General features: G+C 63.1%; 15 protein-coding genes, 2 tRNA genes, 2 rRNA genes and 1 riboswitch (1 of these 20 only partly in view). Of the genes, 9 read left to right on the forward strand and 10 right to left on the reverse strand.

The genetic code is table 11. The features are described 5' to 3' along the window. The 4 genes from ACVMIH_RS22895 to ACVMIH_RS22910 form a co-directional block, all read right to left on the reverse strand. A 23S ribosomal RNA gene (locus ACVMIH_RS22895) occupies positions 1–1,129 on the reverse strand (it extends 1,717 nt beyond the left edge of the window). Between the two features lie 402 nt (positions 1,130–1,531). Next, a tRNA-Ala gene (locus ACVMIH_RS22900) sits at positions 1,532–1,607 on the reverse strand. Between the two features lie 35 nt (positions 1,608–1,642). After that, a tRNA-Ile gene (locus ACVMIH_RS22905) sits at positions 1,643–1,719 on the reverse strand. Between the two features lie 211 nt (positions 1,720–1,930). Continuing rightward, positions 1,931–3,419: ribosomal RNA gene (locus ACVMIH_RS22910) — 16S ribosomal RNA — on the reverse strand. Together the 16S and 23S rRNA genes with 2 tRNA genes alongside form the textbook arrangement of a ribosomal RNA operon. A gap of 1,008 nt (positions 3,420–4,427) precedes the next feature. On the opposite strand from ACVMIH_RS22910, the gene ACVMIH_RS22915 reads away from it, so the two are divergent. Next, the gene (locus ACVMIH_RS22915) at positions 4,428–6,491 is read left to right on the forward strand and encodes a M23 family metallopeptidase (protein WP_057017855.1); all 2,064 of its coding nucleotides are present in this window, start codon (positions 4,428–4,430) and stop codon (positions 6,489–6,491) included. 94 nt (positions 6,492–6,585) lie between these two features. Further along, positions 6,586–6,843, forward strand: a complete 258-nt coding sequence (locus tag ACVMIH_RS22920; RefSeq protein ID WP_456863438.1) for a hypothetical protein — start codon at positions 6,586–6,588, stop codon at positions 6,841–6,843. A 15-nt stretch (positions 6,844–6,858) separates the two neighbouring features. Here the strand turns inward: ACVMIH_RS22920 and ACVMIH_RS22925 are convergent, their stop codons facing one another. The 3 genes from ACVMIH_RS22925 to ACVMIH_RS22935 form a co-directional block, all read right to left on the reverse strand. Then, positions 6,859–7,281 carry a hypothetical protein gene (locus tag ACVMIH_RS22925; protein WP_456863441.1) on the reverse strand — a complete coding sequence of 141 codons (423 nt, stop codon included), beginning with the start codon at positions 7,279–7,281 and terminating at the stop codon, positions 6,859–6,861. A gap of 295 nt (positions 7,282–7,576) precedes the next feature. Beyond that, a complete protein-coding gene (gene clpB, locus ACVMIH_RS22930; RefSeq protein ID WP_456863444.1) occupies positions 7,577–10,228 on the reverse strand; it encodes an ATP-dependent chaperone ClpB in 2,652 nt (883 codons plus the stop codon). Positions 10,229–10,419: 191 nt separating this feature from the next. Next, a complete protein-coding gene (locus tag ACVMIH_RS22935) occupies positions 10,420–10,983 on the reverse strand; it encodes a helix-turn-helix domain-containing protein (RefSeq protein WP_168858416.1) in 564 nt (187 codons plus the stop codon). Positions 10,984–11,041: 58 nt separating this feature from the next. On the opposite strand from ACVMIH_RS22935, the gene ACVMIH_RS22940 reads away from it, so the two are divergent. Both ACVMIH_RS22940 and ACVMIH_RS22945 read left to right on the forward strand, forming a co-directional pair. Next, positions 11,042–11,557, forward strand: a complete 516-nt coding sequence (locus ACVMIH_RS22940) for an N-acetyltransferase family protein (protein WP_456855191.1) — start codon at positions 11,042–11,044, stop codon at positions 11,555–11,557. A 55-nt stretch (positions 11,558–11,612) separates the two neighbouring features. Further along, positions 11,613–12,404: an MOSC domain-containing protein gene (locus tag ACVMIH_RS22945; RefSeq protein WP_456855190.1), complete on the forward strand. Its 792-nt coding sequence runs from the start codon at positions 11,613–11,615 to the stop codon at positions 12,402–12,404. A 42-nt stretch (positions 12,405–12,446) separates the two neighbouring features. Here ACVMIH_RS22945 and ACVMIH_RS22950 read toward each other — a convergent pair whose 3' ends face one another. Then, positions 12,447–13,112, reverse strand: a complete 666-nt coding sequence (locus ACVMIH_RS22950) for a TIGR02594 family protein (RefSeq protein WP_456863447.1) — start codon at positions 13,110–13,112, stop codon at positions 12,447–12,449. Between the two features lie 243 nt (positions 13,113–13,355). On the opposite strand from ACVMIH_RS22950, the gene ACVMIH_RS22955 reads away from it, so the two are divergent. Further along, positions 13,356–14,228 carry an alpha/beta fold hydrolase gene (locus ACVMIH_RS22955; RefSeq protein ID WP_456855189.1) on the forward strand — a complete coding sequence of 291 codons (873 nt, stop codon included), beginning with the start codon at positions 13,356–13,358 and terminating at the stop codon, positions 14,226–14,228. Positions 14,229–14,319: 91 nt separating this feature from the next. Here ACVMIH_RS22955 and metW read toward each other — a convergent pair whose 3' ends face one another. Beyond that, the gene (metW, locus tag ACVMIH_RS22960; RefSeq protein WP_057017864.1) at positions 14,320–14,985 is read right to left on the reverse strand and encodes a methionine biosynthesis protein MetW; all 666 of its coding nucleotides are present in this window, start codon (positions 14,983–14,985) and stop codon (positions 14,320–14,322) included. Further along, the gene (gene metX, locus ACVMIH_RS22965; RefSeq protein WP_456855188.1) at positions 14,982–16,187 is read right to left on the reverse strand and encodes a homoserine O-acetyltransferase MetX; all 1,206 of its coding nucleotides are present in this window, start codon (positions 16,185–16,187) and stop codon (positions 14,982–14,984) included. Before metX ends, metW begins: the two co-directional genes overlap by 4 nt. 85 nt (positions 16,188–16,272) lie before the next feature. After that, positions 16,273–16,352: riboswitch (SAM riboswitch) on the reverse strand. Between the two features lie 174 nt (positions 16,353–16,526). On the opposite strand from metX, the gene ACVMIH_RS22970 reads away from it, so the two are divergent. The 4 genes from ACVMIH_RS22970 (at position 16,527) to ACVMIH_RS22985 (ending at position 20,248) form a co-directional block, all read left to right on the forward strand. Next, entirely contained in the window at positions 16,527–17,390 is an 864-nt protein-coding gene (locus ACVMIH_RS22970; protein WP_253606686.1) for a chorismate mutase, read from the forward strand. Positions 17,391–17,489: 99 nt separating this feature from the next. Continuing rightward, positions 17,490–18,587: a histidinol-phosphate transaminase gene (gene hisC / locus ACVMIH_RS22975; RefSeq protein ID WP_168859392.1), complete on the forward strand. Its 1,098-nt coding sequence runs from the start codon at positions 17,490–17,492 to the stop codon at positions 18,585–18,587. Positions 18,588–18,591: 4 nt separating this feature from the next. Then, positions 18,592–19,524 carry a prephenate/arogenate dehydrogenase family protein gene (locus ACVMIH_RS22980; protein ID WP_057017866.1) on the forward strand — a complete coding sequence of 311 codons (933 nt, stop codon included), beginning with the start codon at positions 18,592–18,594 and terminating at the stop codon, positions 19,522–19,524. A gap of 289 nt (positions 19,525–19,813) precedes the next feature. Then, a complete protein-coding gene (locus ACVMIH_RS22985) occupies positions 19,814–20,248 on the forward strand; it encodes a VOC family protein (protein WP_057017867.1) in 435 nt (144 codons plus the stop codon). Positions 20,249–20,280: the final 32 nt, after the last annotated feature.

The following is a 20,280-nucleotide window of genomic DNA, read 5'->3' on the forward strand; positions in this document are numbered from 1 at the left end:
TTTTGGGATTTCCACATCCTTTCCCACTTAGCCACGAATTAGGGGCCTTAGCTGTAGGTCCGGGTTGTTTCCCTCTCCACGACGGACGTTAGCACCCGCCGTGTGACTCCCGGATAGTACTCTCAGGTATTCGGAGTTTGGTTGGGTTTGGTAAGACGGTAAGTCCCCCTAGCCCATCCAGTGCTCTACCCCCTGAGGTATTCATCCGAGGCGATACCTAAATATCTTTCGCGGAGAACCAGCTATTTCCCAGTTTGATTGGCCTTTCACCCCTAACCACAAGTCATCGGAGCCTTTTTCAACAGGCACCCGTTCGGTCCTCCAGTGAGTGTTACCTCACCTTCAACCTGCTCATGGCTAGATCACTAGGTTTCGGGTCTAATACAACGAACTTGACGCCCTATTCAGACTCGCTTTCGCTACGCCTTCGCCTATCGGCTTAAGCTTGCTCGTTAAATTAAGTCGCTGGCCCATAATACAAAAGGTACGACGTCACCCAGAACGTATCTTGGGCTCCGTCTGTTTGTAGGTGTCCGGTTTCAGGTCTATTTCACTCCCCTCGTCGGGGTGCTTTTCACCTTTCCCTCACGGTACTGGTTCACTATCGGTCGCTGAGGAGTACTTAGGCTTGGAGGGTGGTCCCCCCGTGTTCAGACAGGATTACACGTGTCCCGCCTTACTCGTGGATACATCATCGCATTACTCGTACGGGGCTATCACCCTCTGAGGCCCTGCTTTCCTGACAGGTTCCGATTGTCTTTGATGTATCACTGGCCTGGTCCGCGTTCGCTCGCCACTACTAACGGAGTCTCGATTGATGTCCTTTCCTCCAGGTACTTAGATGTTTCAGTTCCCTGGGTTTGCTTAAAACCTCCTATTTTATTCAGAGGTCTCATACCTTCTCTTGATAACCGGAAATCCAAAACCTCGCGGTTTGATTTCTCGCATTTCTGGTCGAACCCCAACACACAAGGTCTTGGAGTTCCGGCTATCGAAGGTGGGTTTCCCCATTCGGAAATCCGCGGATCAAAGCTTCTTCGCAGCTCCCCACGGCTTATCGCAGCGTAGCACGTCCTTCATCGCCTCTCAGCGCCAAGGCATCCACCGAACACCCTTAAGGCACTTGATTGCTCTCATTATCAATGTCCACACACTCGGCAGAATGTTGTCTGCACAACTGCCCGAAGACCGAAGTCTCAGGCACGCATCCTCGATGAATGCGATTGCGCAGCCGGACATTGACTAGAAAGACCAGCTTGCTTCGTAAGATCGGCCCGATAGCGAGGCGGTCAAGCTTCGCTAAAAGGGATCATTTACAACCCGCATCCAATCTCACGATTGAAGCGAGCGCCGAAATGATCCCGGAGATAATGAATGGCTCAGGCGAATTGCTTCGCTTGATCCAAACTCGGATCGATCTCCTCTTTACGATGTCAGAAAACACGCACGTCACCGTCCATCCGGACCAATGAGTGCGAAGTGATGTTTCGCGGACGAAATGAACGAGGCGCTATCGAGCTTCAATTCCATCTGGTGGAGCCAGACGGGATCGAACCGACGACCTCATGCTTGCAAAGCACGCGCTCTCCCAGCTGAGCTATGGCCCCGTACCAGAAGACGAATGCTCCGCACTCGATCAAAATGGTGGGCCTGGGAAGACTTGAACTTCCGACCTCACGCTTATCAAGCGCGCGCTCTAACCAACTGAGCTACAAGCCCCTAACACGAGAGACATGCCGGCGCGCACTCGACCTGAAGTCGGTGCATCGCACAGCGCTCAGCCCCTGGCGCGTGTTCGTCCGCGAAGAAAGAGAAACGAAGACGGCGAAATCCCGCCAATGGAGCTCAACAATCCTGAAACTGTTGGCCCCTGAATGTTTCTAAAACGATCCGATAGATAGCGTGAGCTGATCTGAAGGATCATCCTTAGAAAGGAGGTGATCCAGCCGCAGGTTCCCCTACGGCTACCTTGTTACGACTTCACCCCAGTCGCTGACCCTACCGTGGCCGGCTGCCCCCTTTCGGTTAGCGCACCGTCTTCAGGTAAAACCAACTCCCATGGTGTGACGGGCGGTGTGTACAAGGCCCGGGAACGTATTCACCGTGGCGTGCTGATCCACGATTACTAGCGATTCCAACTTCATGGGCTCGAGTTGCAGAGCCCAATCCGAACTGAGACGGCTTTTTGAGATTTGCGAAGGGTCGCCCCTTAGCATCCCATTGTCACCGCCATTGTAGCACGTGTGTAGCCCAGCCCGTAAGGGCCATGAGGACTTGACGTCATCCCCACCTTCCTCGCGGCTTATCACCGGCAGTCTCCTTAGAGTGCTCAACTAAATGGTAGCAACTAAGGACGGGGGTTGCGCTCGTTGCGGGACTTAACCCAACATCTCACGACACGAGCTGACGACAGCCATGCAGCACCTGTCTCCGGTCCAGCCGAACTGAAGAACTCCGTCTCTGGAGTCCGCGACCGGGATGTCAAGGGCTGGTAAGGTTCTGCGCGTTGCGTCGAATTAAACCACATGCTCCACCGCTTGTGCGGGCCCCCGTCAATTCCTTTGAGTTTTAATCTTGCGACCGTACTCCCCAGGCGGAATGCTTAAAGCGTTAGCTGCGCCACTAGTGAGTAAACCCACTAACGGCTGGCATTCATCGTTTACGGCGTGGACTACCAGGGTATCTAATCCTGTTTGCTCCCCACGCTTTCGTGCCTCAGCGTCAGTATCGGGCCAGTGAGCCGCCTTCGCCACTGGTGTTCTTGCGAATATCTACGAATTTCACCTCTACACTCGCAGTTCCACTCACCTCTCCCGAACTCAAGATCTTCAGTATCAAAGGCAGTTCTGGAGTTGAGCTCCAGGATTTCACCCCTGACTTAAAGACCCGCCTACGCACCCTTTACGCCCAGTGATTCCGAGCAACGCTAGCCCCCTTCGTATTACCGCGGCTGCTGGCACGAAGTTAGCCGGGGCTTATTCTTGCGGTACCGTCATTATCTTCCCGCACAAAAGAGCTTTACAACCCTAGGGCCTTCATCACTCACGCGGCATGGCTGGATCAGGCTTGCGCCCATTGTCCAATATTCCCCACTGCTGCCTCCCGTAGGAGTTTGGGCCGTGTCTCAGTCCCAATGTGGCTGATCATCCTCTCAGACCAGCTACTGATCGTCGCCTTGGTGAGCCATTACCTCACCAACTAGCTAATCAGACGCGGGCCGATCTTTCGGCGATAAATCTTTCCCCGTAAGGGCTTATCCGGTATTAGCTGAAGTTTCCCTCAGTTGTTCCGAACCAAAAGGTACGTTCCCACGCGTTACTCACCCGTCTGCCGCTGACATATTGCTATGCCCGCTCGACTTGCATGTGTTAAGCCTGCCGCCAGCGTTCGCTCTGAGCCAGGATCAAACTCTCAAGTTGGACTTGAAACCTTGAACCGGCTGATCACAACGTTTGACGAGGTCCCACCATTCTTCGTCGACCGAAGTCAACGAGCCGCCTGCGATTCACATCGTTGGCAGCGATGGTGTAACCTTTAAAACGTGTACCGCCGAAGTCTTTCGTCCACTCTCAGAAGTCAAAAGCCGAAGCTTTCAAGCATTCCGAGAGACGCAAGGACTCCGCCGTCCACGTTTCTCTTTCTTCATCTTCACTTGTCAAACAGCCCGGGATCCGATGACCCCACACCCTTAGAGGGTGGTTCTGCCCTTCACCGGCCGACGGTGAACTTCAACCGATTTATGTCGGCTGTTGTGTCACTCATCGAAGTGAGGAGCATCAGTGGCGCGTTCGCTCGCCTTGGTCAGTGACCCGGCGGCGCCGCGCTCAGTGGTTGGTTTATAGTCCGCACCCCTCGGGATTGTCAACGGCCATTGTCAACAAATCGTCGCACGCCCAAATCGCTTGTGCAGTGCGAAGAAATTCTCGTGCTTTCCGTGGCTTAGGTCGGAGGTAAAAATTCGCCACCCAGCCCTCGCGGCAAAAAACTTTAAAAAAAGTTCGTCGCCGGGCAGCCCGTGAGGCCCTCCAAAACGGGTTCCGACCGCCCCGGGGCCGGGCGGCGCGCATCGACCTGCTTTCAGGGAAGCTTTTCCACCTCAAATGCCGCACTTGAGCCACAATCCTGCGACGTTCTGGCTATAACGAATGCATTGAACCGCTCGTAACCTGTGGGGGCTGGGGCGGTTTTTCTGGGGGACCAGGCGATTTTCTCCAAGAATCCGTCGCCTCTTCCCTTCGCGGCCGAGCAACATCGAGAGATCTGCACACCATTGACGTTCGAGATCGCGGCTAGCTAATGGCCATCGGCTTCTCGAATTCGATGCGTGTAGCTCGCCACACTGCCGCGATTCCTCTTCGGGGGATCAAGGTGGGGACGAGGACGAACTGAGGTCGATCGCAGTTGCTGGAATTTGGGGGGATATCGGGTTGAGCCAACGGGCGTCACGCGGAAGCGGAATTGGGCGCGAGACCGGGATGATCGATCTCGGTCACGAGCCGCCGCTTTCAGTCGACGGCACCGAGGCCGCGGTGATCGACCGTCGCCGTGTCTCCGTTCAATGGTTTAGCGGCACCATTCTGACTGGACTATGTGGCGCGGCCCTGATCGGCGGCGCCGTTTTTGCGTCGCTCGACGGCGAGATGACCTTCGCCAAGGTGCCGGAGCGTGTCGAAGGCGCGCTCCGCGGCGCGTTCACCGGCAACGATCGCGTCGTCAGCCTGCACAAGGGTGACCGCCTGCCGCCGCCCAGCGAATCCTCCGCCTCCCGCAGCCTGGTGCGCGTGTCGACCGTGACCCGCGTCGGCAATCGCGACGTGATGCGGGTGCGGCCCTTCATCCGAATTTCCGGCAATCTCTCGATGACCACGAGCGACCTGTCGGCCAAAATCCCGGCGTTCAACGCGCAGCGTCTCTTGACCGATGTCGGCTCCGACACGCCGGCGGCGGCCGAGGATCCGAATGCCGCGGCCGAGCCCGACGCCGAGGTCTCGTTCGTCACCAAGGATCTCGGCTCCGTGCTGCCGAAAGCCAAGCTCGCCGCCGTCGTCGCGCTCGACGACGTGCTGATGCGGGTCCGTGACGCCGCCAACTGGCGCGGCTCCGGCGGCTCGGTGCGCTACGCTTCACTCGCCAATGCCGCGGCTGACGCGAGCGGCGCCGGCCCCGACATGAGGATGGCCTACGCCACCGAGGGCAACACCTCCGATCCCTATGCCGGCTTCGAGACCCGCGTGGTGCCTGAGAACGTCACCCTGCTGCCGAAGACCAAAGAGCAGGTCACCGGCGGCAATCCGGTCGGCGAACGGGTTCACCTCGTCAGGAAGGGCGACAGCATCACCTCGATCCTGCGCGATCAGGGCGCAACGCCCGACGAGGCGAAGGCGATCGCCGCAACGCTCGGCCCGCGTGGCCGCGAGGGCGGCCTGAAGGAAGGCCAGAAGGTACGAATCCTGATGGCGCCGGCCGCGCCCGGACCGAATGTCAGGCTGCAGCCCTATCGCGTGATCGTCGCCAACGAATCCGTCATCGAGGCCGTCGCTGCGCTGTCCGATCTCGGCAAATACGTTGCCGTCGACGTGCAGAGCATGAACACCGTCACCGAGACCGCCGACAATTCCAGCGACGATGACGAGGATGATGGCAGCGGCGTGCGGCTCTACCAGAGCATTTACGAGACCGCGCTGCGCAACAAGGTGCCGCCGACCGTCATCGAAGACATGGTCAAGATCTACTCCTACGACGTCGATTTCCAGCGCAAGGTCCAGCCCGGCGACTCGTTCGACGTGTTCTTTGCCGGCGAGGACGAGGGCGTCACCAGCACCGAAAAGACCGAAGTGCTCTACGCCGCGCTGACCGTGGGCGGCGAAACCAAGAAGTACTACCGATTCCAGAGCTCCGACGACGGCCTCGTCGACTACTATGACGAGACCGGCAAGAGCGCGAAGAAGTTCCTGGTACGCAAGCCGGTCAACAACGCGATCATGCGTTCGGGCTTCGGCGGCCGCCGCCACCCGATCCTCGGCTATGTGAAGATGCACACCGGCGTCGACTGGGCCACCGCCTACGGCACGCCGATCTTCGCGTCCGGCAATGGCGTGCTCGAGAAGGTCGGATACGAGGGCGGTTACGGCAAATATATCCGCATGAAGCATGCCAATGGCTACGAGACCGCCTACGGCCACATGTCGGCGTTCGCCAAGGGCATGGAGATCGGCAAGAAGGTGCGGCAGGGCCAGGTGATCGGCTTCGTCGGCTCGACCGGCCAGTCGACCGGCCCGCACGTCCACTACGAAATCCTGGTCAACGGCCGATTCGTCGACCCGATGCGCGTGAAGCTGCCGCGCGGCCGTTCGCTCGAAGGCCCGATGCTGGCGAACTTCGAGAAGGAGCGCGACCGGATCGAGGCCCAGATGTCCAGCCGCGGCAGCTCGCGAATCGTCTCGGACGCCACCAGTTCCACGTCGCAGACGCGCTCCACCACCAACCGCTGACGGCGGAAACCTCGCTCAGGAAGCCGTTCCATCCGGAACCATCCGCGCCCGTCAGGCTTTGTCCGCTTGGGTAAACCTTGCAGAGGAGGCGCGCATGGCAAGCCTCACCCGCGACGATGTGCTGAAGGCCGTCGGCTCCGCCGACGACGTCACGATCGCGAGGATTATCGCGTCGGGGGCGACGATCACCGAGCTTGCCGAGGCGCAGGCCTGGCTCGCCAATGACGAGCCGCTGATCAATGCCGGCAAGCCGCTGGCCACCGGCCGCGCCCGCGAGCTGGTCGATATCCTGTCCGAACTCGAGCCCAGCGAGGACGACGAGCCGTCACCGCCCATCGCCCCGCAGGAATGACGGGTCCGGCAAGATTTACGGCGCGAGGCTGGCGCAGATCAGGAACACGATCCCGATCGCGGTCAGCCCGAATGCCACGGACGCCAGCGGGAGCAGCATGTCGATGGTGGCATGGGTGCTGTTGATCGTGCTGCCCCAGACCGCGAATTCGCCGGTCCGCCACTCCCGGAACGGAATCGACCGCTGATGCAGATCGTGCCGATCGTCGTATTTCCGCCAGATCAGCGAAAGCACCCACGGCAATAGCACCGCGACGAACAGCAATACGCTGACGAACATCAGCGACAGCTCGACGTCGTCCTGGCGGTCGAACAATATCCATGCCGCCGCCGCGAACCACGCGACAAGGCCGGCGGCTGCGCCGTAAACGCGCGGATGAAGATCGTCATAGACGGGCCGGTTATGGGCAAGGTTATGGGCAATGAGGTCTCTGCTCATGCAATTCGCCTGCTGCTGAGGGCGACCGGCGGTGTGGCTTTGCAGGATGATGCAAGGCGGCGCGCGAATCAGCGATGCGATTCGGACCGAATACTTCCCTTTGCAGCTGCGCGGGACGTTTGCCACTCCAGCCGGTCATTCAGGATGAAAACGAACGCCGTCCCGAGGCGGTTTCATTAATTCGGGCTCACAAAACCGGCCGCCGAACAGGAACTCCGTCGCATGCGGCCCGCCGATGTCATGGCGATGGATGCGGCCTGTCGCCAGGCCGCATCCGGTTTCGCTATCGAAACGCTCAGTTCAGCTTGCGCTTCGAGACCGGGGCCTCGAACTGCACGATCTCGGCGGTTTTGGGCACCTGACCGTTGAAGGTCAGCACGTTGCCCTTCTCCGAGATCACGACTTGATCGCCGTCCTTGACCTCGCCGGCGAGGATCATCTCGGCCAGCGGATCCTGCACGCTGCGCTGGATCACCCGCTTCAGCGGGCGGGCGCCGTAAGCCGGATCCCAGCCCTTCTCCGCGAGCCAGTCCCGCGCCTTGGCGTCCAGCGTGAGCTCGATCTTGCGATCCTCGAGCAGCTTGGTCAGCCGCGCGAACTGGATCTCGACGATGCGGCCCATCTCGCTCTTCTGCAGGCGGTGGAACAGGATGATCTCGTCGATGCGGTTCAGGAATTCCGGCCTGAAATGCGCCCGCACGACGCCCATCACCTGATCGCGGACCGCCGCGGTGTCCTCGCCCTCCGGCTGATTCACCAGGAACTCCGAACCGAGATTCGAAGTCATGATGATCAGCGTGTTGCGGAAGTCGACGGTGCGGCCCTGACCATCGGTCAGGCGGCCGTCGTCGAGCACCTGCAACAGCACGTTGAAGACGTCGGGATGCGCCTTCTCGATCTCGTCGAACAGCACGACCTGGTAGGGCCGGCGCCGCACGGCTTCGGTCAGGGCACCGCCCTCGTCGTAGCCGACATAGCCGGGAGGCGCGCCGATCAGCCGCGAGACCGAGTGCTTCTCCATGAACTCGGACATGTCGAGGCGGACCATCGCGGTCTCGTCGTTGAACAGGTCAGCGGCGAGCGCCTTGGTCAGCTCGGTCTTGCCGACGCCGGTGGGGCCTAAGAACATGAACGAGCCGGTCGGCCGGTTCGGATCCTGCAGGCCCGCGCGGGCACGGCGCACGGCGGTTGCCACCGCACGCACGGCTTCAGCCTGGCCGACGACGCGCTTGGCGAGACTGTCCTCCATTTTCAGGAGCTTGTCCTTTTCGCCCTCGAGCATCTTGTCGACCGGCACGCCGGTCCAGCGCGAGACGACCTGCGCGATGTGGTTGGCGGTGACCGCCTCCTCCATCATCTCGCCGCCGCTCGGCTTGCTGTTCGCTTGCGCCTCGATGTCGGCGAGCTTCTTTTCCAGCTCGGGAATCCGGCCATAGGCCAGTTCGCCCGCCTTCTGGAATTCGCCGCGACGCTGCGCATTGGCCAGCTCAACGCGGAGCGCGTCGAGTTCGCTCTTCAGCTTCTGGGCATTGGAGAGCTTGTTCTTCTCCGCGCTCCAGCGCGCCGTCAGCGCCGTCGATCGCTCCTCGAGCCCTGCGAGCTCCTTCTCCAGGGTCTGCAAGCGGCTCTTGGAGCCGGCATCGTTCTCCTTCTTCAGCGCCTCCTGCTCGATCTTCAGCCGGATGATGTCGCGATCGAGCGAATCGAGCTCTTCCGGCTTCGAATCAACCTGCATCTTCAGCCGCGCCGCCGCCTCGTCCATCAGGTCGATGGCCTTGTCCGGCAGGAAGCGGTCGGTGATGTAGCGGTTCGACAGCGTGGTCGCGGCCACCAGCGCGGAGTCGGTGATGCGCACGCCGTGATGCTGCTCGTATTTGTCCTTGAGGCCGCGCAGGATCGAGATGGTGTCCTCGACCGTCGGCTCGCTGACATAGATCGGCTGGAACCGGCGAGCCAGCGCCGCATCCTTCTCGACATGCTTGCGGTACTCGTCGAGCGTGGTCGCACCGATACAGTGCAACTCACCACGCGCGAGCGCAGGCTTCAGGAGGTTGGACGCGTCCATTGCGCCGTCGGTCTTGCCGGCGCCGATCAGGGTGTGCATCTCGTCGATGAACAGGATGATGCCGCCCTCGGCCGACGAGACCTCCTGCAGAACCGATTTCAGCCGCTCCTCGAACTCGCCGCGATATTTCGCGCCGGCGATCAAGGCGCCCATGTCGAGCGACAGCAGCTTCTTGTCCTTCAAGCTCTCCGGCACGTCGCCATTGAGGATGCGCAGCGCCAGGCCCTCGACAATGGCGGTCTTGCCGACGCCGGGTTCACCAATCAGGACGGGATTGTTCTTGGTCCGCCGCGACAGAACTTGAATCGTGCGGCGGATCTCCTCGTCGCGGCCGATCACCGGGTCGAGCTTGCCGTCGCGCGCAGCCTGGGTCAGGTCGCGGGCATATTTCTTCAGCGCGTCGTAAGCGTTCTCGGCGGTCGCACTGTCGGCGGTGCGGCCCTTGCGCAGCGCTTCGATGGCCGCGTTCAGGTTCTGCGCCGTGACGCCGCCCTTGCTCAGGATCGAGGCCGCCTCGCTGCCCTTCTCGAGCGTGAGCCCGAGCAGCAGCCGCTCGACGGTGACAAAACTGTCGCCGGCCTTGTCGGCGGCCTGTTCCGCCGCATCGAAGGCACGCGCCAGCTCCGGCGACAGGTAGACCTGCCCGGCACCATTGCCCGAGACCTTCGGCAGCTTGTTCAGCGCCTCTTCGGTCGCTTTCAGGATTGCTCTGGAATTGCCGCCCGCACGGTCGATCAGACCGCCGGCGAGTCCCTCATTGTCGTCCAGCAGCACCTTCAACAGGTGCAACGGCGAGAATTGCTGGTGACCGTCGCGCATTGCGAGCGATTGGGCAGACTGGATGAATCCGCGCGCGCGCTCGGTGTACTTCTCAATGTTCATTCGTTTTCCCTCGGCCTGCCATCGTCACCCATTCAGGCATGACAACGGCATCTTCATTGGGTTTCCGCGGGCCGCGTTGACGTTCCTCAACCAGCCTCTGGTCGTCGCCATCATTGTTCAGGCTTGCCGCAGATGTGGGCACTTGGTTCCAAAACGGAAGAGCCACAGCCTGCGATTTCGCCCGGTGAAGCTCAGCGCCGCACGATGGCGACAAGGTAGCGGCAAGGCTGAGCGGTTTCGTTACGGAAGACGATGTCCGACGGCGGACCGAGCTCGACGCGGTCGCCCGCAGCGAGCTCGTGGCGCTCCGCTCCTTCCATCAAGGTGAGGCGGCCGCTGATCACCCAGACCACCTGGCGGACCAAGTGATAGGCGCTGGCGGGGAAGCCGGCTTCCTGCCTCGCAGGCAGTTCGATCTCCACCAGCTCCAGCGGATTGGCCGGATGCAGGAACACCTGCCGCCGCAGATAGGCCGCCTTCGGATCGCGCCACACCGGCTGATCCTTGGCCCGCTGCAGGCGGGAATTGTGTGAGGCAACTTCGAACAGCGCAGCCATGGTCAGGCCGTAGGCCGTGGCGATCCGCGACAGCGTCGCCGCCGTCGGGCTTGCCTCCGCCCGCTCGATCTTGCTGAGCATGGCCTTGGACACGCCCGCCCGCCCGGCGAGGTCCGCCAGCGACCAGCCGCGGCCCTCCCGTTCGGCGCGAACCCGCCGCCCGAGAGCCTCATCGGCCTTGTCCTCTATAATTGACATATCGTCTTATATAATAGACGATGGGGATCCGTTCAAGAGGCCCGTCAAGGAACCACCGATGATTATCCGCCCCGCCACAGAGCAGGACATCCCTGCGATTACCGCGATCTTCAACGAGGCGGTCGCCAACTCGAACGCGATCTGGACGGAGAAGCAGGATTCCGAGGCCGAGCGGCTGGCCTGGATGACGGCGCGGCAGGCTCTGGGCTATCCCGTGCTAGTAGCCGTCGAGGGAGTGACGGTGCTCGGCTACGGCACATTCGGCGACTTCCGGGCCTTCCCGGGCTACCGCTACAGCGTCGAGCACAGCGTCTATATCCATGCCGATCATCGCGGCCGCGGCCTCGGCCGGATCATCGTCGACGAGCTGATCGCCGCGGCCACCGCGCTCGGCAAGCACGTCATGATCGCCGGCATCGACGGCGGCAATCTCGCCTCGCTGCGGCTGCACGCGCGGGCCGGCTTTGTCGAGGTCGCCCGGATGCCGGAGGTCGGACGCAAATTCGGCCGCTGGCTCGATCTCGTGTTCATGCAACGCCTGCTGGACGCTCCTGGAGCGGCGCGCGCCGACTAGTACCTTCCCGCGGGCGGCAGTTCTCCTCGCACGCCAAACAGGCTAGAGCGGGCGAATGGACAACACGCACGCTTCCTCTGCCCGGATCACCGGCATCTATCGCTATCCCGTCAAGGGTCTCACGCCCGAGCCGCTGCCGCACGCAGAGTTCAAGATCGGTGAGACGCTCCGCTCCGATCGCCGCTATGCGATCGAGAACGGCCCGAGCGGTTTCGATCCCTCGGCGCCGAAATGGCTGCCGAAACCGCATTTCCTGATGCTGCAGCGGGACGAGTGGCTGGCGCCGCTGCGTGCCCATTTCGACGATGACAGCCACGTGCTGACGCTGCGCCGGGATGGCGCGATGGTGGCCCAGGGCGACCTCGAGACCGCGGAAGGCCGCGCCATGATCGAGCGCTATTTCGCCGATCGTCATACCGGCCAGATCAAGGGGCCGCCCAAGGTGCTGGTCAGCCCCGGGCACAGCTTCTCTGACGTGCCGCGCAAGGTGGTCTCGATCATCAATCTGGCGAGCCTGCGGGCGATCGAGGAGATGGTGCAGGCGCCGGTCCATCCGCTGCGCTTCCGCGCCAACCTCTATGTCGAGGGCTGGCCGGCCTGGCATGAAGCCAGCCTGCTCGACCAGACCATTGCGATCGGCAGCGCCCGGGCCAGGGTGGTGAAGCGCATCACCCGCTGCGCCGCGGTCAATGTCGATCCCGATACCGGCGCGCGCGACCTCTCGGTGCCGAACACGCTGATGCAGCGTTTCGGCAACAATGAGTGCGGCATCTATGCCGAGATCATCAGCGATGGCGGCGCCGCCGTCGGCGACACGATTGCCGCTGAGGGACCTGTAGCGTCGTAGGCCGGGCAAGGCGCGTGCGCGCCCCGCCCCGCTTTCGAGCGATCAGTTGGTCGGCATCACATAGGCGTAGATGCGGCCGCGCGAGACCCGCGTCTCGCGGACGCGGTGGCCGCTGTTGCCCGAGATCATGATCGGATTGCCCTTGGCATCGACGCCGGTGATGATGCCGACATGGCCGCCGCCGCGGCGGCTCATCACGGCGATGGCGCCGACCTGCGGTCCCGAAACGCGCGTGCCGTATTTGGCGAACGAGCTCGCCATGTCGGAGCCGGTGCCGCGATGGCCGGTGTGCTGCAGCACCATGTTCATGAAGCGGGCGCACCACAGGCTGGAGCGGCCGGTCGGATTGCCGCCGAGATAGCGGCGCGCCTCGGCGACGATGCCGGACGAGCCGAAGCCGTTTGCCGCAATCACGCCGCCCGTGTTGGGCACGGGGTCAGCGCTGCCGGGCAACGGCGCTGCGTTGGTTTCGATGATCCCGCCTGGCTGCGCGAGTGCGCGGCGCTCGGCGCGCGACAGCCGCGCTGCCCGCCGATAATGACGATGTGCATAGTGACCCGCGTGATGGCCGGCATGGGCCGAATGCGCGTGACGGGAATGATGCGGACGGGCGGATGCCGGAGCGGCGGAGATCACGGCGAGAGTGAGCGAACACAGAGCCAGCGCCAAAACACAAAGCGACCGGCGACACGCAAGCAACTGAACCATACTTCACTAGATCCTCTGTAACACCCCCCAATTCCCCGTCGCGTTCCCAAGGAAACACTCAAGGGAACACGGCGGTTGTTTTGAAAATCGGGATGGCGCGAGGAAGATTTCATGCGGCACTGCGGGACCAATTTCTTGGTCATTCCGCGATGATTCGATGACGAGAAAGGAACCGGAACTGCCGCATTGCGGCCTTGAAAATTAACTGCAAATCTGGGGGCGGCCAACGAGAGGAGAATTTCAATGCCCTACGCCACGACGAAAGATCATGTCCGCCTCCATTTCGAAGAGGCCGGCAGCGGAACCCCGATCATCTTCCTGCACGAGTTCGCCGCGGATCACACCAATTGGGAGCCGCAGATGCGCTATTTCGCGCGCGGCCACCGCTGCATCGCCTATTCGGCGCGCGGCTACACGCCGTCCGACGTGCCTGCGAGTGCCGACGTCTACACCTACCAGCACTTCTATACCGACGCGCTCGCCGTGCTCGACCATCTCGGCATCGCCAGGGCGCATTTCGTCGGACTCTCGATGGGCTCCTATTCGTCGCTGCAGGTCGCCCTCAACGCGCCGGAGCGCGCGCTGTCGATGACGCTGGCCGCGGTCGGCTCCGGCTCGAGCCTCGAGAATCTCGATGCCTTCCGCGCGCAGTGCCGCGCCAATGCCGAGCAATATGAGAGCATCGGCGCGGTCGAGGTCGCCAAGGTGACGCGCGAAGCGCCGAGCCGGATTCCGTTCCTGGTCAAGGATCCGCGCGGCCACGCCGATTTCTACGCCGCGCTCGCTCGCCACAACGCCAGGGGCTCAGCCAACACGATGCGCAGCTTCCAGGGCGGCAGGCCCTCGATCTACACCATGACCGACGCCATCAAGCGCGCCGCGACGCCGGCGCTGATCCTGTGCGGCGACGAGGACGACAATTGCATCGCGCCCAGCATGTTCCTGAAGCAGCATCTGCCGGCCGCCGGCCTCTCGTTCTTCCCGAAGTCGGGCCACGTGCTCAACCTCGAGGAGCCGGCGCTGTTCAACGAGATGGTCGAGCGCTTCATCGCGCTGGTCGAGGCCGGCCGCTGGCCGGTACGCGATCCGCGGTCGCTGGTGGCGGCGCCGGTGTAGTCCTGTCATTCCGGGGCGATGCGCAGCACCGAACCCGGAATCTCGAGATTCCGGGTTCACGCTTCGCGTGCCCCGGAATGACGCCATGACGTCACTTCCCCTGCCCACCCCTGCTGAGCAGGAACACACCCTGCTCGCCGAACATGTTCCACACCCACCACGGCAGGTTGAGCGGCACCGGACGGCCGTAGAGATCGAGCGCCACCGCGCGCTCCATCTTGACGTTGATCTCCTCGCAGAGCTGCACGAAATCCTTGATGGTGCAGAAATGAATGTTCGAGGTGTCGTACCAGCTCGCCGGCAAATTCTCGGTGCGCGGCATGTGGCCCCCGATCAACAGCTGCAGCCGCATCTTCCAGAACCCGAAATTTGGAAACGAGACGATGGCGCGCTGGCCGATCCGCAGCAGATTTTCCAGCACCACCTTGGGCTGCCGCGTCGCCTGCAAGGTCTGCGATAGGATCACGTAGTCGAACGCATCATCCGGATAATTGACGAGGTCGGTGTCGGCATCGCCCTGCACCACCGCGAGCCCCTTGGCGACGCAGCCATTGACACCCTCGCGCGACAGCTCGATGCCGCGGCCGTCGATGCCGCGGCTTTCCAGCAGTTGCAGCAATTCGCCGTCGCCGCAGCCGACATCGAGCACGCGCGAGCCCGGCCGCACCATGTCGGCGACCAACAGATGATCGGTGCGATAGCCGCCGGTCCGCTCCGGCGCGATACCCGGCAAGGGCAATGTCTGCTGCATGCTCATGACCGGCCGCCGTCCTTCAGTCCGCGCGCCTTGGCTGCGGCCAGCAGGAAGGCACGGGAGATCTCGAGGAATTCGGGCACGTCGAGCAGGAAGGCGTCGTGCCCCTTGTCGGTCTCGATCTCGGCGAACGACACCCGCGCGCTCGACGCGTTCAGCGCATGCACCAGCGCGCGCGATTCCGAGGTCGGAAACAGCCAGTCGCTGGTGAACGACACCACGCAGAACCGGGTCTGGATGCCGGTGAACGCCTTCGCCAGCACGCCGTTGTGGTCGGCGGCGATGTCGAAATAGTCCATCGCGCGGGTCAGATAGAGATAGGAGTTGGCGTCGAAGCGCTCGACAAAGGACGAGCCCTGGTAGCGCAGATAGCTCTCGACCTGAAAATCCGCATCGAACGAGAAGGTCGGCAGCTCGCGGTCCTGCATCCGCCGTCCGAACTTGCGATGCAGCGCGGCGTCCGAGAGATAGGTGATGTGCGCGGCCATCCGCGCCACGGCGAGCCCGCGATGCGGATGGGTGTCCTCGTCGACATAGCGGCCGCCGCGCCAGTCCGGATCGGCCATCACGGCCTGGCGGCCGAGCTCGTGGAACGCGATGTTCTGCGCCGAGTGGCGCGTCGAGCAGGCGATCGCGAGCGTCGAGAACACGCGCTCCGGATAGGCCGTGGTCCATTGCAGGACCTGCATGCCGCCCATCGAGCCGCCGACCACGCAGAACAGCGTCGTGATGCCGAGACGATCGATCAGCATCGCCTGCGCACGCACCATGTCGGGAATGGTGATGATCGGGAAATCGAGTCCCCACACCTTGCCGGTCGCGGGGTTCAACGACGCAGGGCCGGTCGAGCCCATGCAGCCGCCGATCACATTGGAGCAGATGATGAAGTACTTGTCGGGATCGATCGGCCGGCCGATGCCGACCATGGTCTCCCACCAGCCGGGCTTGCCAGTGACGGGATGGATGTTGTTGACATGCTGATCGCCGGTCAGCGCGTGGCAGACCAGGATCGCGTTGGAGCGGTCGGCATTGAGCTCGCCATAGGTCTGGTAGGCGATCTGGAATGGTGCGAGATCGACGCCGCAATCGAGCTTGAGCGGCTGGTCCATCCCGAACTTCGCCACCAATGACGACGGATGGTCGGCCTCATGGGCGCGATCATCGCTCGGGGTTTGTGGGCTCGGTATCGGACGCACGTTGCTCATCTAGGCGACCCTGCCTCCGCGCGGGAGGGCTCGACGGACCTCAGGCCAATAAAAAACCCGGCCTGAACAAAGGTTCGGCCGGGAGCTGATAAGGTCCCCGGCCTGTTTAGCGAGTTGTTTAACGTGGCTGCAAGCCGGCCGGCTCAAATGACCACGGGACGCAGGGAACGTAGTCCCCACGCCCCCCGCCGTCAAGACAGCCCTGCCCACGGCCAATTGGTTAACCGAATGCGCAAGGCACGCCTGCGACGTTTCTCTTTGCTTTCGCTGCCCGTCTTTCCTAATCAGGGACCCTGTCCGACGCGGCACCGGGCCGCCCCGACGACAAGGTTTGAGAGCATGTCCAACCCACCCCCGTCGCCGCCCTCGCTGCAGGATCTGCGCAAGGAGATCGATGCGATCGACGAGCAGGTACACCGCCTGTTGATGGCGCGCGGCGACATCATCGACCGCCTGATCCAGGTCAAGAAGACCCAGGAGGTCGGCTCGGCATTCCGCCCGGCACGCGAGGCCAGCATGATGCGCGAGCTGGTGCGGCGTCATCGCGGCATCCTGCCGCTCGACACCATCGAGAGCATCTGGCGCGTCATCATCTCGACCTTCACCTATGTGCAGGCGCCGTTCGCGGTGCATGCCGACGTTTCGGTCGGCGAGTCGGCCATGCGCGACTCGGCGCGGTTTCACTTCGGCTTCGTGGTGCCTTACGTGTCGCATTTCAGCGCACAGGCCGCGGTCGAGGCGGTGGCGAAGTCGAAGGGCGACCTCGCGCTGGTCTCCGCGATCGCAAGCCGTACGCCGTGGTGGAATGCGCTCGAGGCCAGTGGCGCGCCGAAGATCATCGCGCGGCTGCCGTTCCTCGAACGCGCCGACCATCCCGCCGCGCTGCCGGTGTTCGTGATCTCGCGGGTCGCCGACGACGCCATGGTCACCGAAGTGCAGACCTGGAGCGTGCGCGTCTCCGGCTGGAACGCCGATGTCGCCCGGGCGCTTGCGCCGCTCGCCGAGATCGTCGCGGTCCCCGACACCGCTTTCGACGGCGCGGCGCTCCTGGTCTCGGTCACCGGACAAGACCTTAAGAACAAGGGTTTCGAGGCCATCAAGCTCGCCCTGATCAAGGCCGGCGCCTCGGTCCGCTCGTCGGCCCTCGTCGGCAGCCACGCAACGCGCTATACGGTGCCCTCTAACGGATCGGCCAGGACCTGAAGTAAGAGCCAGCCGCCCGTCCAGGCTTTTGTTTTGACGCGTTTTCTTCACGCGAACCGGTATCCACTTCGCTCGAAAACGCTCTGTTCGGAGTTGATGATGTCCCGCCCCGTGCCGAACCCCGGCATCCTCGATATTGCGCCCTACACGCCCGGCAAGAGCCCGGTGCCGGAACCGGGCCGCAAAGTGTTCAAGCTGTCCGCCAACGAGACGCCGTTCGGGCCGTCTCCGAAGGCGATCGCGGCCTACAAGGCGGCGGCTGACCATCTCGAGGACTATCCGGAAGGCACCTCGCGCGTGCTGCGCGAGGCGATCGGCCGCGCCTACGGGCTCGATCCCGACCGCATCATCTGCGGCGCCGGCTCCGACGAAATCCTCAACCTGCTGGCGCACACCTATCTCGCGCCCGGCGACGAGGCGATCTCGACCACCCACGGCTTCCTGGTTTACCCGATCGCCACCATGGCGAACGGCGCCAGGAACGTGATCGCGGCCGAGACCAATTTCACGGCCGACGTCGACGCCATACTCAAGGTGGTGACGCCGCGCACGAAACTGGTCTGGCTCGCCAACCCGAACAATCCGACCGGCACCTACATCCCGTTCGACGAGGTCAAACGGCTGCGCGCCGCGCTGCCGTCGCATGTGCTGCTGGTGCTCGACGCCGCCTATGCCGACTACGTCTCGCGCAACGACTACGAGCTCGGCATCGAGCTGGTCGCGACCACGGACAACACGGTGGTGACGCACACCTTCTCGAAGATCCACGGCCTTGCGGCGCTGCGGATCGGCTGGATGTTCGGGCCGGCGCATATCGTCGATGCCTGCAACCGTATCCGCGGTCCGTTCAACGTCACGACGCCGGCGATGCTGGCGGCGGTGGCGGCGATCGAGGACTCGGCGCATGTGCAGATGTCGCGAACCCACACCGAACAATGGCGCAACTGGCTGACCGAGGAGATCGGCAAGCTCGGGCTGAAGGTGACGCCGAGCGTCGCCAATTTCGTGCTGATCCATTTCCCGACCGACAAGGGCAAGACCGCGGCGGAAGCCGACGCCTATCTCACACGGCGCGGCCTCGTGCTGCGCGCACTCAACAATTACAAGCTGCCGCATGCGCTGCGCATGACCATTGGCACCGAGGAGGCCAACCGCCTCGTGGTCGAGGGGCTGCGCGACTTCCTGGCCGGAAAGTGACATCGTGACCACCGCCCCGCTCTTCCAACGCATCGCGCTGATCGGCTTCGGCCTGATCGGCGGCTCGATCGCGCGCGGCGCGCGCGCGCAAGGGCTGGTCGGCGAGATCGTGACCACCGCGCGCTCGGAGAAGACGCGTGCGCGCGTCGCCGAACTCGGCATCGTCGATCGCGTCGTCGAGACCAACATCGAGGCGGTGAAGGACGCCGACCTCGTCATCCTCTGCATCCCGGTCGGCGCCTGCGGCCCGGTCGCCGCTGAGATCGCGCCGCATCTGAAGCCCGGCGCGATCATCTCCGACGTCGGCTCGGTGAAGGGCGCCGTCGTCAAGGACATGGCGCCGCATCTGCCTGACGGCGTCCACTTCGTCCCGGCGCATCCGGTGGCCGGCACCGAGCATTCGGGGCCGGATTCCGGCTTCGCCGAGTTGTTCATCAACCGCTGGTGCATCCTCACCCCGCCCGAAGGCACCGATCCCGCGGCGACCGACCGGCTGCGCACGTTCTGGGCCGCGCTCGGCGCCAAGGTCGAGATCATGACGCCCGACCATCATGACCTCGTGCTCGCGATTACCAGCCATTTGCCGCATCTGATCGCCTACACCATCGTCGGCACCGCCGACGAGCTGGCGCAGGTGACGGAATCCGAGGTCATCAAATTCTCCGCCGGCGGCTTCCGCGACTTCACCCGCATCGCGGCCTCGGACCCGACGATGTGGCGCGACGTATTCCTCGCCAACAAGGACGCCGTGCTCGAGATGCTCGGCACCTTCAACGAGGATCTGTCGAAGCTGACCCGCGCGATCCGGCGCGGCGACGGCGAAGCGCTGTTCGACCACTTCACCCGCACCCGCGCCATCCGCCGCGGCATCGTCGAGACCGGCCAGGACTCCGCCGCACCCGACTTCGGCCGGCCGCATGCGAATTTGGAGAAGTAGCCGGGGCGACTCTTTCCATTCGTCGTCCCGGCGAAAGCCGGGACCCATACTCCGCGGCGGGTGTGGTTGACGGGACTCGTCGTTTCAGCTTCGCGCAACGATGCAGCGAAACCCATCATTGGCGCCGCGGGCTTAAATCGATGGGTTTCGCTTCGCTCTACCCATCCTACAATTGGAGTTGCCCGTCGGATTGTGTCGCCGCAGGGCCGACCCACCTACCGGCGGACGGAGCGAGCTGATAGCCTCCAGCAGGAAAGCCGGCGCGTCGCTGATGACAGGGAGCGATCAGATGATACTCAGTCCGGATCATGTGACTATCGCAGTGGCAGATGCCGGCCCGGCGATCGAATTCTTCGCACTGCTCGGCTTCAAGAAGACTCACGTCGCGACCATCGACGGCGGCGTTCCCGCCCGGTACATGGGCATGCCGGCCATGAGAGCGCAGCACATCACCCTCGCACTCGAAGGAGCGGATTTCGAAATCCAGCTGCTTCAGTTCGACCCGCTCCCGGGGACCGATCCGGGGGTGCACCCGACCAATCTGCGAAAGCTGGGCTTCAATCACCTCGCCTTCCGCGTCGACGACATCGAGGCGGCCACCGCGCACCTGGTGGCCAACGGTGTCACCATGCTGAGCGAGGAGATGGACTACATCAGCCGGAAGCTCCGGCTGTTCGAGGGCCCAGAGGGCATCACCTTCGAGTTGGTCCAGCGGGACGCCTGAGACTACGCTGGCCAGGGCCGTTTGCATTGCCC

This window comes from Bradyrhizobium sp. USDA 4503, assembly GCF_054055815.1.

Bases quoted from the DNA above. Each gene is read 5' to 3' on its own strand.
- ACVMIH_RS22955 (WP_456855189.1), top strand. From the start codon at position 13,356: ATGCCCTACGCCACGACGAAAGATCATGTCCGCCTCCATTTCGAAGAG.
- hisC (WP_168859392.1), top strand. From the start codon at position 17,490: ATGTCCCGCCCCGTGCCGAACCCCGGCATCCTCGATATTGCGCCCTAC.
- ACVMIH_RS22945 (WP_456855190.1), top strand. From the start codon at position 11,613: ATGGACAACACGCACGCTTCCTCTGCCCGGATCACCGGCATCTATCGC.
- ACVMIH_RS22940 (WP_456855191.1), top strand. From the start codon at position 11,042: ATGATTATCCGCCCCGCCACAGAGCAGGACATCCCTGCGATTACCGCG.
- ACVMIH_RS22970 (WP_253606686.1), top strand. From the start codon at position 16,527: ATGTCCAACCCACCCCCGTCGCCGCCCTCGCTGCAGGATCTGCGCAAG.
- ACVMIH_RS22985 (WP_057017867.1), top strand. From the start codon at position 19,814: ATGATACTCAGTCCGGATCATGTGACTATCGCAGTGGCAGATGCCGGC.
- metX (WP_456855188.1), bottom strand. From the start codon at position 16,187: ATGAGCAACGTGCGTCCGATACCGAGCCCACAAACCCCGAGCGATGAT.
- ACVMIH_RS22950 (WP_456863447.1), bottom strand. From the start codon at position 13,112: ATGGTTCAGTTGCTTGCGTGTCGCCGGTCGCTTTGTGTTTTGGCGCTG.
- ACVMIH_RS22935 (WP_168858416.1), bottom strand. From the start codon at position 10,983: ATGTCAATTATAGAGGACAAGGCCGATGAGGCTCTCGGGCGGCGGGTT.
- clpB (WP_456863444.1), bottom strand. From the start codon at position 10,228: ATGAACATTGAGAAGTACACCGAGCGCGCGCGCGGATTCATCCAGTCT.
- ACVMIH_RS22920 (WP_456863438.1), top strand. From the start codon at position 6,586: ATGGCAAGCCTCACCCGCGACGATGTGCTGAAGGCCGTCGGCTCCGCC.
- ACVMIH_RS22925 (WP_456863441.1), bottom strand. From the start codon at position 7,281: ATGAGCAGAGACCTCATTGCCCATAACCTTGCCCATAACCGGCCCGTC.
- metW (WP_057017864.1), bottom strand. From the start codon at position 14,985: ATGAGCATGCAGCAGACATTGCCCTTGCCGGGTATCGCGCCGGAGCGG.